The 14352-nt window shown below is 55.6% G+C and carries 12 protein-coding genes and 1 riboswitch; of the genes, 5 read left to right on the top strand and 7 right to left on the bottom strand.

What is annotated here, in order from left to right:
* Positions 1 to 38 precede the first annotated feature (38 nt).
* A complete protein-coding gene (gene metF, locus B9K09_RS02040) occupies positions 39 to 884 on the bottom strand; it encodes a methylenetetrahydrofolate reductase [NAD(P)H] (RefSeq protein WP_087515286.1) in 846 nt (281 codons plus the stop codon).
* Between the two features lie 60 nt (positions 885 to 944).
* Positions 945 to 2354 (bottom strand): adenosylhomocysteinase, encoded by a 1410-nt coding sequence (locus B9K09_RS02045; RefSeq protein WP_087515287.1) that lies wholly within the window; start codon positions 2352 to 2354, stop codon positions 945 to 947.
* Between the two features lie 23 nt (positions 2355 to 2377).
* A riboswitch (S-adenosyl-L-homocysteine riboswitch) is annotated at positions 2378 to 2471 on the bottom strand.
* A gap of 140 nt (positions 2472 to 2611) precedes the next feature.
* On the opposite strand from B9K09_RS02045, the gene B9K09_RS02050 reads away from it, so the two are divergent.
* A complete protein-coding gene (locus B9K09_RS02050) occupies positions 2612 to 3232 on the top strand; it encodes a TetR/AcrR family transcriptional regulator (protein WP_087515288.1) in 621 nt (206 codons plus the stop codon).
* 113 nt (positions 3233 to 3345) lie between these two features.
* Here the strand turns inward: B9K09_RS02050 and preA are convergent, their stop codons facing one another.
* The 3 genes from preA to hydA all read right to left on the bottom strand — a co-directional run bounded on the left by preA (position 3346) and on the right by hydA (position 7585).
* The gene (gene preA, locus B9K09_RS02055; protein WP_177408695.1) at positions 3346 to 4623 is read right to left on the bottom strand and encodes an NAD-dependent dihydropyrimidine dehydrogenase subunit PreA; all 1278 of its coding nucleotides are present in this window, start codon (positions 4621 to 4623) and stop codon (positions 3346 to 3348) included.
* The gene (locus B9K09_RS02060; protein WP_087518945.1) at positions 4620 to 5987 is read right to left on the bottom strand and encodes an NAD(P)-dependent oxidoreductase; all 1368 of its coding nucleotides are present in this window, start codon (positions 5985 to 5987) and stop codon (positions 4620 to 4622) included. Before B9K09_RS02060 ends, preA begins: the two co-directional genes overlap by 4 nt.
* 158 nt (positions 5988 to 6145) lie before the next feature.
* Positions 6146 to 7585: a dihydropyrimidinase gene (gene hydA, locus B9K09_RS02065; RefSeq protein ID WP_087515290.1), complete on the bottom strand. Its 1440-nt coding sequence runs from the start codon at positions 7583 to 7585 to the stop codon at positions 6146 to 6148.
* 616 nt (positions 7586 to 8201) lie between these two features.
* Here hydA and B9K09_RS02070 point away from each other — a divergent pair.
* From B9K09_RS02070 to B9K09_RS02085, 4 genes are all read left to right on the top strand, one after another.
* Positions 8202 to 9692, top strand: coding sequence for an NCS1 family nucleobase:cation symporter-1 (locus tag B9K09_RS02070; protein WP_087515291.1), 1491 nt, complete (start codon positions 8202 to 8204; stop codon positions 9690 to 9692).
* Between the two features lie 35 nt (positions 9693 to 9727).
* The gene (locus B9K09_RS02075) at positions 9728 to 11011 is read left to right on the top strand and encodes a Zn-dependent hydrolase (RefSeq protein ID WP_087515292.1); all 1284 of its coding nucleotides are present in this window, start codon (positions 9728 to 9730) and stop codon (positions 11009 to 11011) included.
* Positions 11012 to 11108: 97 nt separating this feature from the next.
* Positions 11109 to 11495, top strand: a complete 387-nt coding sequence (locus B9K09_RS02080; protein WP_087515293.1) for an MAPEG family protein — start codon at positions 11109 to 11111, stop codon at positions 11493 to 11495.
* A 152-nt stretch (positions 11496 to 11647) separates the two neighbouring features.
* Positions 11648 to 12097, top strand: a complete 450-nt coding sequence (locus B9K09_RS02085) for a cytochrome c (protein ID WP_087518946.1) — start codon at positions 11648 to 11650, stop codon at positions 12095 to 12097.
* A 48-nt stretch (positions 12098 to 12145) separates the two neighbouring features.
* On the opposite strand, the gene B9K09_RS02090 is transcribed toward B9K09_RS02085, so the two are convergent.
* Positions 12146 to 12547, bottom strand: a complete 402-nt coding sequence (locus B9K09_RS02090) for a DUF1090 family protein (RefSeq protein WP_087515294.1) — start codon at positions 12545 to 12547, stop codon at positions 12146 to 12148.
* Between the two features lie 81 nt (positions 12548 to 12628).
* Positions 12629 to 14323, bottom strand: coding sequence for an NAD-dependent DNA ligase LigB (ligB, locus tag B9K09_RS02095; protein ID WP_087515295.1), 1695 nt, complete (start codon positions 14321 to 14323; stop codon positions 12629 to 12631).
* Positions 14324 to 14352 lie beyond the last annotated feature (29 nt).

Below are 14352 nucleotides of genomic sequence, written 5' to 3' on the forward strand. Positions count from 1 at the left end.
TAGCTTTGGAGCTTATAACCGCGGCCCTAAAGTGCCGGTTAGCGCGGCAGCTTTAGGTTGTTCCAGATCGCCAGACTCGGTTCAGACTGGTTCAGCGTATAGAAGTGCAGACCTGGCGCGCCACCTTGTAGCAGCTGTTCGCACATTTCTGTAATCACTTGCTGGCCGAAGGCCTGAATGCTGTCGATGTCATCACCGTAAGCTTCCAGTTGCTTGCGCACCCAGCGCGGGATCTCAGCGCCACAGGCATCTGAGAAACGAGCCAGTTTGCTGTAGTTGGTGATCGGCATGATGCCCGGTACCACCGGAATCTCAACACCCATCTTGCGCACGCGCTCGACGAAGTAGAAGTAGCTGTCGGCATTGAAGAAATACTGGGTAATCGCACTGTCGGCACCGGCTTTCGCCTTGCGCACGAAGTTGGCCAGATCATCTTCAAAGTTGCGGGCTTGCGGATGCATTTCCGGGTAAGCAGCAATTTCGATGTGGAAGTGATCGCCACTTTGCTCGCGGATAAACGCAACGAGCTCGTTGGCATAGCGCAGTTCACCGCTCGCCATGCCCATGCCCGATGGCAAGTCACCACGCAGGGCAACGATGCGCTTGATGCCGTTGCTCTTGTAGAGATCCAGCAGCTCGCGAAGCTCAGCCTTGCTGTCACCTACGCAGGAAAGATGGGGTGCGGTCGAAACTTTGATCTCACCATCGAGTTGCAGCACGGTATTGACGGTGCGGTCGCGGGTTGAGCCGCCTGCGCCATAGGTGCAGGAGAAAAAGTCCGGATTGTATGTCGCTAACTGGCGCGCAGTGGCCATCAGCTTTTCGTGCCCAGCTTCAGTTTTGGTCGGGAAAAACTCGAAGCTGAAACGGCGTTCTTGACTCATGACGATGTCCTTGTGAGCACTGGCCGTACTCTGCATGCAGGCGTACGGCCAGTCGGCTACTTAGTAGCGGTAAGCATCCGGCTTGAAAGGGCCTTCAACGGTTACGCCGATGTAATCAGCTTGGGTTTTGGTCAGACGTGTAACGACGCCGCCAAAGCCTTTAACCATTTCCAGTGCCACTTCTTCGTCGAGTTTCTTCGGCAGAACTTCAACTGTCAGGCGTTGAGCTTTTTGCTCGTCAGCCAGGTCCGCGTACTTCTGTGCGAACAGGAAGATCTGTGCCAGAACCTGGTTGGCAAACGAGCCATCCATGATGCGGCTTGGGTGGCCAGTGGCGTTACCCAGGTTTACCAGGCGACCTTCAGCCAACAGGATCAGGTAGTCATCGTTTTGCGCATCGAAGCTGCCGCTGCCAGTACGGTGGATCTTGTGGACTTGTGGCTTAACTTCTTCCCATGCCCAGTTTTTGCGCATGAAAGCGGTGTCGATTTCGTTGTCGAAGTGACCGATGTTGCATACAACAGCGCGTTTTTTCAGCGCTTTGAGCATGCCCGCGTCACACACATTGGCGTTGCCAGTGGTGGTCACGATCAGGTCGATCTTGCCCAGCAGAGCTTTGTCGATGCAGGCGTCGGTGCCGTCATTGAGGCCGTCGATGTAAGGCGAAACCAGTTCAAAACCGTCCATGCAGGCTTGCATGGCGCAGATTGGGTCGATTTCCGAAACCTTGACGATCATGCCTTCCTGGCGCAGCGACTGCGAGGAACCCTTGCCCACGTCACCGTAACCAATTACCAGCGCTTGCTTGCCCGACAGCAGGTGGTCGGTACCACGCTTGATGGCGTCGTTGAGGCTGTGACGGCAACCATACTTGTTGTCGTTCTTGCTCTTGGTGACCGAGTCGTTAACGTTGATTGCCGGGATTTTCAGCTCGCCCTTGGCCAGCATATCCAGCAGGCGGTGTACGCCAGTGGTGGTTTCTTCGGTCACGCCGTGGATTTTTTCCAGCATGGCCGGGTATTTCTTGTGCAGGATCTCGGTCAGGTCGCCGCCGTCGTCGAGGATCATGTTGGCATCCCAAGGCTGGCCATCTTTGAGGATGGTTTGCTCGATACACCATTCGTACTCTTCTTCGGTCTCGCCTTTCCAGGCAAACACCGGAATACCAGCGGCAGCGATAGCCGCAGCGGCTTGGTCTTGAGTCGAGAAAATATTGCACGATGACCAGCGTACTTCAGCGCCCAGTGCGATCAGGGTTTCGATCAACACCGCAGTCTGGATGGTCATGTGGATACAGCCGATGATCTTGGCGCCTTGCAGCGGTTGCAGGCCAGCATATTTGCTGCGCAGGCCCATCAGGGCAGGCATCTCGGATTCAGCGATGATAGTTTCGCGGCGGCCCCAGGCAGCCAGGGAAATATCAGCAACTTTAAAGTCGTTAAAACCTTCAGGCGTCATAACAGCGCTCATAAAATGAGTCTCCATTCGTTGTCTGCGAATGGGCGCCGTTGATGCGTATGGTTAACGCCCCATCCGAGCCTGACAAACCACTGGTGTACAGGGTCTGCTGCAGCGCCCCTCGGATGGGTGGCGGGCGTAACCGAAGCGGTGTCGGTCACGTGTAGCCGGGCGATTATAGCGATACAGACGGTTTTGCCCAAGGCTTTCCGTCGCCCTACGCGCAACGCAGTGGTAGCCTTGGTCAATCCCGCAGTATTGGAGCCCGTATGGGCAATCACAAGATTGAGATTCGCCGGCGCAACATAGAAAAAATTCTGTTCTGTGCAGAAAAAGTTTTCGCCGAAAAAGGTTTTGGCAGCACCTCCATGGGCGATATTGCTGAAGAAGCCGGTTTGCCGCGCTCAAACCTGCATTATTACTTCAGCACCAAAGACGAGCTGTACCGCGCGGTATTGCTCGATTTGCTCGACGTCTGGAAGCAAGATGCCCTGTGTTTTGAAATGCTTGATGACCCGCGCGTTGTGTTGAGCAGCTATATCCGCGCCAAGATGAATCATTCGCGCACCCGCCCGCATGGCTCGAAAGTCTGGGCCAACGAGATTATCCACGGCGCACCCATGCTCGGTGAAACGCTGGACGACAGCTTATATAGCTGGGCGAAGATGAAAGAGGCGAAGATCAAGCAGTGGGTCGAAGACAAGCGGATTTTGCCGGTCGAACCGTCGAGCTTGCTGTATATGATCTGGGCTTCAACCCAGCACTACGCGGATTTTAACCATCAGGTAAAAGTGCTGAACGACCATCAAGCGCTGAGCGAGATGCAGTTCGAGAAAGCCGTGCAGACTATTACCACGGTGATTCTGCGTGGCATCGGCCTCGAACCGTAACATTCGCTTAGAGGGCCATGCGGCGTTGAACGCCGCATGGGTTTTCTCACGCCAAAGGGCCTGCTTATGCCACAGGCCCTGCAAAACCTAGCGCAGCAGTTTTCGGGAGCTTTTTAGCTGGCTACTCGGTATGGATTGCGCGGATCTTCATTCCAGTTCAGGTAGGGCTTGCCGGTGTCCTGCACGACCATTTCGATGCAGTCTTCGACCGGGCAAGTGATTTGGCACAGGTTGCAGCCGACGCATTCATCATCAATCACCTCGTATTTATGCGTGCCGTCCGCTTGTTTAAGGCTGGCGATGGCTTGGTGCGAGGTGTCTTCGCAGGCGATATGACATCTGCCGCAGCCGATACAGGCGTCCTGATCGATTTTGGCGATCACCTGGTAGTTGATATCGAGGTATTTCCAGTCCGTGGTATTACCCACTGCGCGGCCTGAGAAGTCGTCGAGGCTGGTATAGCCTTTGGCATCCATCCAGCGTGATAGACCGTCTTTCATGTCTTCGACAATGCGGAAACCATGCAGCATCGCAGCCGTACACACCTGCACGGCGCCGCAACCGAGTGCGACAAACTCTGCAGCATCACGCCAGCTGCCAATGCCACCAATGCCGCAGATTGGCAGGCCTTGGGTTTCGGGGTCGCGGGCGATTTCGGCGACCATGTTCAGGGCGATGGGTTTAACCGCTGCGCCGCAATAACCGCCGTGAGTGCTCTGCGTGCCGACAACCGGGAGCGCGACCATATTGTCGAGGTCAATGCTGGTGATGGAGTTGATCGTGTTGATCAGCGATACGGCATCGGCGCCGCCGCGATGTGCGGCGCGGGCAGACAAACGCACATCGGTGATGTTGGGGGTGAGTTTCACGATGACCGGCAGCGAGCTGTAGGTTTTGCACCAGCGCGTGACCATCTCGACGTATTCAGGCACTTGCCCGACGGCTGCGCCCATGCCGCGCTCCGGCATGCCATGCGGGCAGCCAAAGTTCAGCTCGATGCCGTCTGCGCCAGTGGCTTCGACCAGCGGCAAGATGTATTTCCATGACTCTTCAACACACGGCACCATCAAGGACACAATCAGGGCGCGGTCTGGCCAATCCTTTTTGACCTGAGTGATTTCGCGCAGGTTGATTTCCAGTGAACGGTCGGTGATCAGCTCGATATTGTTGATGCCCATCACTTCGCGATTCGGGCCGTACAGCGCCGAGTAACGCGATGACACGTTGACCGCTGCCGGGTCTTCACCAAGGGTTTTCCAAACCACGCCGCCCCAGCCTGCTTCATAAGCGCGGACCACGTTGTAGGCTTTGTCAGTCGGCGGCGCGGAGGCCAGCCAGAAAGGATTAGGGGCTTTGATGCCTGCGAAAACGATAGAGAGATCGGCCATTATGCAGCCTCCACTTTCATAGCGAGGGTTGAGTGAATGGCCTCGGCAGCCAGTTTGCCGTGTTGCACGGCTTGCACTGTAAGGTCTTGGTCGAGCGAGGTGCAGTCGCCACCGGCATAGATGCCCGCAATGCTGGTGCGCAGATTTTCATCGACCCAGATGCGCTCGCCTTGGCGTTTCAATTCTGCGGCAAGCGGATCACTCAGCGCATTGCCATCAAATGCTTGGCCGATGGCTTTAAAGATTGCATCAGCGGCCAGCTCGAAGGTTTCACCGGTGGTGATCAAGCGACCTTCGTCCATTCGGGTTCGGCTGAAACGCATGCCGCGTACTTTGCCAGCATCATCCAGCAATACCGCTTCAGGCTGGGCCCAGGTCATTAACCGGACTTGATTGGTTTTGGCTATTTCCTGTTCGTGACCGGTTGCGCCCATATCAGCCAAGCCGCGGCGATAAACCAGATTGACGTCTTGGGCGCCAAGCTTGGCCATTTGCACCGCCATGTCGATTGCCGTGTTGCCAGCACCGAGGACGATGCAGCGCTTGGCAACCGGCAGTTGGCTGAGGTCATCACTCTGGCGCAGTTCAGCAATGTAGTCGGTCGCGGCGAGTAACCCGGGCACATCTTCATTGGCCAGTCCAAGTTGTTTGCTGGCGCTCAGGCCGATACTCAGGAATACCGAATCAAATTGCTGATGCAGCTCACTTAAGCTCAGGTTGTCGCCAAGTTTCTGGCCGTGACGGATTTCGATGCCGCCGATTTGTAGCAGGAAGTCGACCTCCTGCTGCGCAAAGTTGTCGACGAGTTTGTACTTGGCGATCCCGTATTCATTGAGACCGCCAGACTTTTCTCTGGCCTCGAAAATCACCACGTCATGGCCATGCATGGCGAGACGATGTGCGCAGGAAAGCCCTGCTGGCCCCGCGCCAACCACGGCAACACGTTTGCCGCTGGCGGCTGAACGTTTGAATGGGTGTTCGCTGAACTTGGCATTATCAATCGCGTAGCGCTGTAGCAGACCAATCAACACCGGTGCGCATTCTTGCGCGTTATTGCGCACGCAGGCTTGCTGGCAAAGGATTTCGGTCGGGCACACCCGGGCGCAACTGCCACCCAGAATGTTGGCTGACAAAATGGTCTGCGCGGCGCCCGTGACATTGTCATGGCTGATGCTGCCAATAAACGATGGAATGTCGATATCGCTGGGGCAGGCATTGATGCATGGCGCGTCATAGCAATACAGGCAGCGCGCGCTTTCCAATGCGGCTTGGCGGGCATTGAGAGGCGGCGCAAGGTCACTGAAATTAGCGGCCAGTTCGGTGGCGTCTGCGTCCGGACGAGGTAAGTGGCTGAGTGTATCTATCACGGGTTTATGCCTCACGGTTTTGTGATTGTTATCAAGGCTGCTGACCGCCATATGAGGGGGCTAAACCCTCGGCGTTATTGGCCAGTAATCTTGTGGGCAGTCAAATCGTTGATACGGTTGCGGCCCACCTCTTCGGGTGGGTGCGCAGTGGTTGAGGGTTAGCGTTTCACCGCTGTTGGCCGTTGGTGCTCGGCGCGCTTGTTGAGTAGGTCGAATACCGCCGGATAAGCCGGGCGCTCGACATAACGCCCCGCACCACGTTCGGCGCGTAAGTCACCATCGGCCCAGACCAGGCGGCCTTGGCTGATGGTGTGGCTGGGCACACCACGAACGGTCTTGCCTTCAAAAATATTGAAGTCGACCTGCTGATGATGAGTCTTGGCTGAGATCGTGCGCGTTCCTTGTGGGTCCCATAGCACCAGGTCTGCATCCGCACCGACACGAATCGCGCCTTTGCGTGGGAACAAATTGAAGATCTTCGCGGTGTTGGTCGAGGTCAGTGCGACGAAGTCGTGCATCGACAATTTGCCGCTGTTGACCCCTTCATCCCAGAGCACAGCCATGCGGTCTTCGATGCCAGCGGTGCCGTTGGGGATTTTGCTGAAGTCATCACGCCCAGCTGCTTTTTGCTCGGCGCAGAAACAGCAATGATCGGTCGCGGTGGTGTGCAGATTTCCAGACTGCAGGCCTTTCCACAGTGCCTCTTGGTGACCCCGCGGACGGAACGGTGGGCTCATCACATAACCGGCAGCCGTTTGCCAGTCCGGGTGACGATAGACGCTGTCATCGAGCAACAAATGGCCGGCAAGTACTTCGCCATAAACCGGTTGCCCCTTGGCGCGTGCATAGGTGATTTCATCCAATGCTTCGCGGGTCGAGACATGCACCAGATACAGTGGCGTGCCTAAGGTTTCAGCAATCCGAATGGCTCGACTGGCTGCCTCGCCTTCAACTTGTGCGGGCCGCGACAAAGGGTGGGCTTCTGGTCCGGTTAAGCCCTGTGCCAGCAGCTTGTTTTGCAGGTGATAGACCAGTTCTCCATTTTCGGCATGCACAGTTGGCACTGCCCCCAATGTCAAACAACGTTCGAAACTGGCGACCAGGGTGTCATCGGCGGCCATGATCGCGTTTTTGTACGCCATGAAGTGCTTGAAACTGTTGACTCCATGCTTGCTGACCAACTCTTCCATCTCGGCGCTGACTTGCTCGCTCCACCAGGTAATCGCCACATGGAAGCCGTAGTCGGACGCTGATTTTTCCGCCCAGCCGCGCCACTGATGAAATGCCTCAAGCAGCGACTGCTGAGGATTGGGAATCACAAAGTCGATAATTGAAGTCGTACCGCCAGCCAGCCCGGCTGCGGTGCCGCTGTAGAAATCTTCACTGGCAACGGTACCCATGAACGGCAGCTGCATGTGGGTGTGAGGGTCAATGCCGCCGGGCATCAGGTATTGGCCGCTGCCGTCGAGTACTTCGCAGCCAGCGGGTGTGTCGAGGTCTTTGCCAACTGCTTGGATGATGCCGTCAGCGCACAGCACGTCGGCGCTGTAGCTTTCTTCATGGGTCACCACCGTGGCGCCACGGATCAATAAAGCCATACCAGTGTCCTCTCAGGCTGACCGGTGCATGCCGGTTCTTGGATTTCTTTGGGTGGAGCAGGGCAGTGATGCAGTTTTAATCCTGTCATCGCTGTCAGGAATAGAATCTAGTAGCACTTTGTCGATTGAGCAAGATTATTTTTAAAGTGTCTTTTATCTTGTTAAGTTACTGATAAATAACAATAAATATTAATAATCACCAAAATGGTGAGGCCTCTCACCATTTTGACGCACTTGACAGGTTCTAAATATGAGCGAGATTTCTTATGCAAAATCAGCCGTTTAAACCGGCGAAGTGATAAGCCTGATGATTTGAAAAAATTTGCCTTGCACCAGATTGAGTCCTGACTGAGCAGACAAGATCGGAAAAATCGGTTGTTGCACCTTGTCTGGGGATCGAATGGTTCACTGCATGATTTTTAAAGGCTATTTAAATCAATGCCTTGTAAGGATTTTTAAGTTGTATGTGGTTGGCTGCATGAGGGTTCGGCATGGTTATTGAGTGCTGCTGCCTCCATGTTCGTCGGTCATAAAGTGCCGCTGGCACTGTTCGAAGAACTCCAGCCACCGCATTAGCCCGGTGCGCTAACAATCAAAAAAATAATTGGAGAAGCCCATGCAGCAGAGCAGATCGGAAGTAACCGAACGCGATGGCCTGTTCGAACTCGACGCTGGCACCGATGTACTGGATAGCCCGCGCTATAACCACGATATCGCGCCGACCAAGGTGCATGAACGAACCTGGAACAAATGGCACATCACTGCGTTGTGGGTGGGCATGTCGATTTGTGTGCCGACCTACACCTTGGGCGGCGTACTTACCGCCTACTTTGGTTTGTCGGTGGGCGAGGCGTTGCTGGCGATTTTACTGGCCAACATCGTGGTCTTGATTCCGCTGACACTCAACGCATTTCCCGGCACCAAGTACGGCATACCGTTCCCGGTACTGTTGCGTTCGTCGTTCGGCATCATCGGCTCTAACGTGCCCTGTTTGATTCGCGCAGTGGTGGCATGTGGCTGGTTTGGTATCCAGACCATGTTCGGCGGCTTGGCGATTCACCTGTTTCTCGGTTCGATCTTCGAGGGCTGGAAGGCTTTGGGCGGCACCGGTGAGGTGATCGGTTTCATGATCTTCTGGGTGCTCAACCTCTGGGTTGTTTTACGCGGTGCCGAATCGATCAAATGGCTGGAAACCTTGTCTGCACCGCTGCTGGTGCTGGTCGGTGCGGGGCTGTTGGTTTGGGCGCTGCCGAATGTGTCGATGACCGAGTTGATGGCGCAGCCTCCCAAACGCCCTGAAGGGGCCAGTGTGGTGGGCTACTTCTTGGCCGGTCTAACCGCAATGGTCGGCTTCTGGGCGACATTGTCTTTGAATATCCCGGATTTCAGCCGCTACGCGAAAAGCCAGAAAGACCAGATCGTCGGGCAAATTATTGGTTTGCCATTGACCATGTTTCTGTTCGCCGCGCTGGGCGTGGTGATGACTGCTGCTTCGGCATCGCTGGTCGGTGAAACAGTCTCGGACCCGGTTAGTTTGATTGGCCATATCCAAAGTCCGGGTTGGGTGGCTCTGGCCATGGCGCTGATCATCGTGGCGACGCTCTCAACCAATACCGCCGCCAACATTGTCTCGCCAACTAACGATTTCCAGAACATTGCTCCCAAGCTGATCAATCGCAGCAAAGCGGTGTTTATCACCGGTTTTGTCGGCCTCGGTCTGATGGGTCATGAGTTGCTGAAAAAGCTCGGCTGGATTGTCTCCGATGTCAGCCTCGAGAGTGTGTATTCGAACTGGTTGTTGGGTTATTCCAGCTTGCTCGGGCCTATAGCCGGGATCATGGTGGTTGATTACTTTTTGATCAAAAAACAACGTTTGGATTTGCCGGGCTTGTATTTGGATAACGTTTATCCCGCCTGGAATCTAATGGGCTTCGCGGCCTTTGCGCTGCCAGTTGCCTTGACGCTGATGTCACTCAGCAGCGAGGCGTTCAGCTGGTTCTACGATTACGGCTGGTTTACCGGCTCGGCGCTGGGCGGGCTGATTTATTTTGTCCTGTGCAGTATGAGCAGCCCACGCCCTGCTGTTGTTGCCAAGCCGACGCTGTAAACCATAAGAGTTGCTTCTTGCCTGAGGAGGTAAACATGACTGCTACCAATGCTGTTTTGCAATCCACTGATCAGCACATCAATGGTGATCGTTTATGGCAATCACTGATGGAATTGGCCCAGCTTGGCGCCACAGCCAAAGGCGGTGTCTGCCGTTTGGCACTGACCGACCTGGATCGCCAGGCGCGTGACTTGTTCGTCAAGTGGTGCGAAGCCGCGGGGTGCAGCGTGACGGTTGATACGGTGGGCAATATCTTTGCGCGCCGCCCCGGGCGCAATCCTGATTTGCCGCCGGTGATGACCGGCAGTCATATCGACACGCAACCGACTGGCGGCAAGTTTGATGGCTGTTTTGGCGTGCTGGCCGGCGTCGAGGTATTGCGTACTCTGAATGATTTGGCAATCGAGACCGAAGCTCCGCTGGAAGTGGTGGTCTGGACCAACGAAGAGGGTTCGCGTTTCGCGCCATGCATGATGGGCTCTGGGGTATTTGCCAGTAAATTCACCCTTGAGGAAACCTTGGCCAAGGTCGATGCCGGTGGCGTGACGGTCGGTGAAGCGCTAAATGCTATTGGTTATGCCGGTAGCCGCAAGGCCACGGGGCATGCGGTTGGCGCCTATTTTGAGGCGCATATCGAGCAGGGGCCGATTCTTGAAGACGAAGAGAAAACCATCGGCGTCGTGCTCGGTGCATTGGGTCAGAAGTGGTTTGACCTGACCCTGCGCGGCGTTGAAGCGCATGCAGGTCCAACACCCATGCACCTGCGTAAAGATGCCTTGGTCGGTGCGGCCGCGGTGGTCGCGGCGGTAAATCGCGTGGCCCTTGAGCATCAGCCGCATGCCTGCGGCACCGTGGGTTGTTTGCAGGCATATCCGGGCTCGCGCAATGTGATTCCGGGTGAAGTGCGCATGACCCTGGATTTTCGTCACCTTGAGCCTGCGCGGCTGGACTCAATGATCGATGAGGTGCGTAAAGTCATAGAAACCATCAGCGCTGAGCATGGCTTAAGCGTTGAGTTGACGCCAACGGCAGATTTTCCACCGCTGTATTTCGACAACGTTTGTGTCGATGCGGTGCGCAGAGCGGCTCAAGGTTTAGGTCTGTCACACATGGATATCGTCAGCGGTGCGGGGCATGACGCAATCTTTCTTGCAGAGCTGGGTCCGGCCGGGATGATTTTTGTGCCTTGCGAGGGAGGGATCAGCCATAACGAGATCGAAAATGCTGCGCCCAGTGATCTGGCAGCAGGTTGCGCAGTGCTGTTAAGGGCAATGCTGCAAGCATCGGTAGCGTTAGCCAGCGGTAAACTGGCGGCATGATTGCCTGATACGCCTTGAAGTTGGCACATTTGCTGATGGACGACCGCGGCCCTACAGATCAAGCTGTAGGGCCTATCTGACTTACAGCGGAGCTGTTATGACCATTGCCTTCTGGTGTGTGTTGATTGCGATCTTCCTGCCCTACGTCTCGACCGCACTCGCTAAAGGACTTAGTAACGGGTTTTCCCCAAAAAATAACTATGACCCAAGGGCTTATCTTGGCAGTCTTGAAGGAGTCGCTCGTCGCGCTAACAACGCGCAGCTCAATGGTTTTGAAGTCACCCCGGCATTTGCGGCTGCGGTAATCATCGCTCACTTGGCCGGCGGTGCTCAGCAAAGTCTGATTGATCAGCTGGCGATCGCTTTTATCATCAGTCGGATTCTTTACACCGCTTGTTACCTTGCTGATTTAGCACCGGTGCGCTCGCTGATGTGGTTTATCAACATGGGCCTGATCATCAGCTTATTCGTGGTCGCCGCCTGACACACAGCGCTCTGTAGCTGTCGCGCAGCGCTGGATTGTTAGGTAAAACCCAGCGCTGCGCGACACATGCGGCAAATTACCGCGCTTGGCCGGTGCCGCTGGAGCATGGATACTGTCGCGCTTGTTGAGCCTGATTGCTGCGCGAAGGTGTTATGAAGCTGAGAAACGTATTATTGATTCTGCTGGCCAGTCTGACCCTTGCCGCCTGCGGTGGTGTTGACCCCAACTCTCCGCTAGGCCAGCGCCAAACCATCTTCAAACAAATGCTCAAGACCAGTGAAGATCTGGGGGGCATGATGCGCGGACGTATCGTTTTTGATGGGCCGCGTTTTGTTGCAGGCGCCGCTAAGCTGGACGCCTTGTCTAAAACGCCATGGCAGTACTTCCCGCAAGTTAAGGAAGAAGATGACACCAACGCCCGTGATGATGTCTGGAAACGTCAGGCGCGTTTCAAGCAGCTGGCTGATGAGCTTGAGGCCAATACCGCTGCGTTAGTCGTTGCAACCACTGCCAAACCGCTTAAAAGCTCAGGACTGGTCGCGCCGATGCAGGCTGTTGAGGACAGCTGCAAAGCCTGTCACCAAGAGTTCCGCAATCACTAAGCACTCTTTAAACCGCCGAGAAGCGCACTCGCTTTTTCCAGCGGCTCGCTAACTGCTCCTGGCTTGAGTTTCTACTTGTTCAAGTGTTTTGCGAGCTTTGCTGAGTCGTTTCTGGTTTGCGGAAATACTGTCGGCATTGCCTGCGCCCAGCGCGGCGATCAAGTGTTTCTCGCTATCACGCACGTTTGATTGGGCTTGGGACACCTGCGCGCCATGTGCGGAGTTCGAGCCTAGTTTTGCGCAATGTTGTTCGATCTTGTCCAGCTCTTGCTGGGTATCAGACAGTCGAGCGGTGTCGCCAAGGGTGCGGACTTGCTCAGTTTTATCCTTGAGGTCTTGGCGTTTACTGATGCAGTTGTTCAGTGGGTCGCTGCCCTGCGCCGCGATCACTGCATTAGTTAATAGCGCCGCGCCGCTGAGTAAGAAAATAAGCGTTGATCTCTTCAACATGGTCTTCGCCCTGTTTTTATTTTGGTTAAGAGTCTATGACAGCGCCGATTGAACTTAGTTTTTATCCTTTTCAGCGGGCCCCTAAAAACCATCGATTCCCGCTGCGTGCAGTTGCTCTTGAAGATTGATGACCTGCGGGTGAGCGAAGAACGCTTTCAGTTGTCTGGCGCGCACTTTGCCGACTCCCGGTTGTTGGCGCCATGCGGGGGTGTCGCGCTGAGCCAGTCTTTGCCAGTTATCGCCGGGCTGCAAGCGCAGGCCGGGCGGAGCTCCGAGTGCGGTTAACCAGCGATTGAACGGTTGCTGGCGGGCTGCATTAAAGCGCTGGCTCAACGCTGTGGCGCTGCGAGCAGCGAGTCCTGCAGTCTGTTGCAGCTGTTCTGCGGTTAGGTCGAGCCAGTCCAGTAAACCGCTAATGTGCTGCGCTTGGATAAGTTTGCGCCAGGTACCAGCACCAACACCGGGCATATTCAATCCAGCTCTACTGCCAAGCCAGCTGAGACGGGCGATAAATTGCTGAGCGCAAGCTGCTGAATACCGCCAGCAGCTCAAGCGGTGATAAGCGTTGGCATCTGGGGGCGTGATCGGTTGGCGAATGCTGCTGCGCATGACCACGCTTTCGAGCGTCGGGATGGTCAAGCCTGACAGGCGAATCGCAACTTGATCACCGGGGCGGATATCCATCGTTTGCCAACGCTGCAGGGTTGCGACGCTGACATGTTTGATGATGCGATCATCCAGTTGTGTGGCGGCGAGGGTCAGCACCGGAGTGATGCGTCCGCTACGGCCGATCTTGAACTTGACCTCGCGTACTTCTGCCAGCGCCTGACTGACCGGGTATTTCCAAGCCACAGCCCAATGTGGCGGCTTGGCTTGCCAGTATTGCGCCGCTTGGCGAGCGTTTTGGCGTAAGACGATGCCGTCGGTAGCGAAGGGCAGTGCGCTGGTATACCAGGTTGTGCGCCATTGTCGGGCCTGCTGGGCATTGTTGATCGGTTGGCTGAAGCGTTTGCTGTCACTGAACCCTAGTTCATGTAACCGCTGCAGGCGCTCACTCATATCTGCTGGACCTTGTGGCCAGTCCCAAACAAACAGTCCTACCCCATTTGCCAGTTCTCTACTTAACCGTTTACGCGCGAGCAGCCCCGCGACTTTGCTGCGCGCGCCGACACCTCCAGCGTCGGCTTGAATGTGGTTTTCCAGCCGCCAATACAGTTCACCTTGGAGGACTAGCGAATCTTGATAGGCAATACGCTTGGGGATGGCGGTTAACAGCAGCGCTTGTGATGTCCAGTCTTGACCGCGCTGACCGTCGCCCCGGCTGATCATTTGCTGAAATTGGCCGTTGTCATAGATCAGGCTAACCGCGACACCGTCGACTTTGGGCTGTACCCATATGTCCTGTCGTGTGCTGAGCCAAGTGGCTAACTCTTGGCTGTTGGTCAGTTTGTTTAAGCCGGTCTGCGCGATCGGATGTTTAATCTCGCCGCGACTACTGGCCAAAGGTTGCAGTGTACGCTGTGCATCAGTGGGGAAGCAGCGTTGCCAGTGTTGGCGTTTGGCGAGGGCTTGATCGTAGAGCTCGTCGGCGATCAGAGAGATGCCTAGGCGGTGGTAGGCATCGTCCCATTCGGCAATTTGTGTGCTCAGTTGGCTGATTTCAGTACGTACCTGTTGGGCAGACCATTGTGGGCAATCGGCGCTAATGCTGCGTTCGCTGTGCAGGGCAAAAGTTGCAGCGACTATGAGTGATAACAGTGGGGTGTTCATACGCATCCTTGCGTCGCTTCGATACCCCGTTCAGC

Source organism: Pseudomonas sp. M30-35 (assembly GCF_002163625.1).
GTDB lineage: Bacteria > Pseudomonadota > Gammaproteobacteria > Pseudomonadales > Pseudomonadaceae > Aquipseudomonas.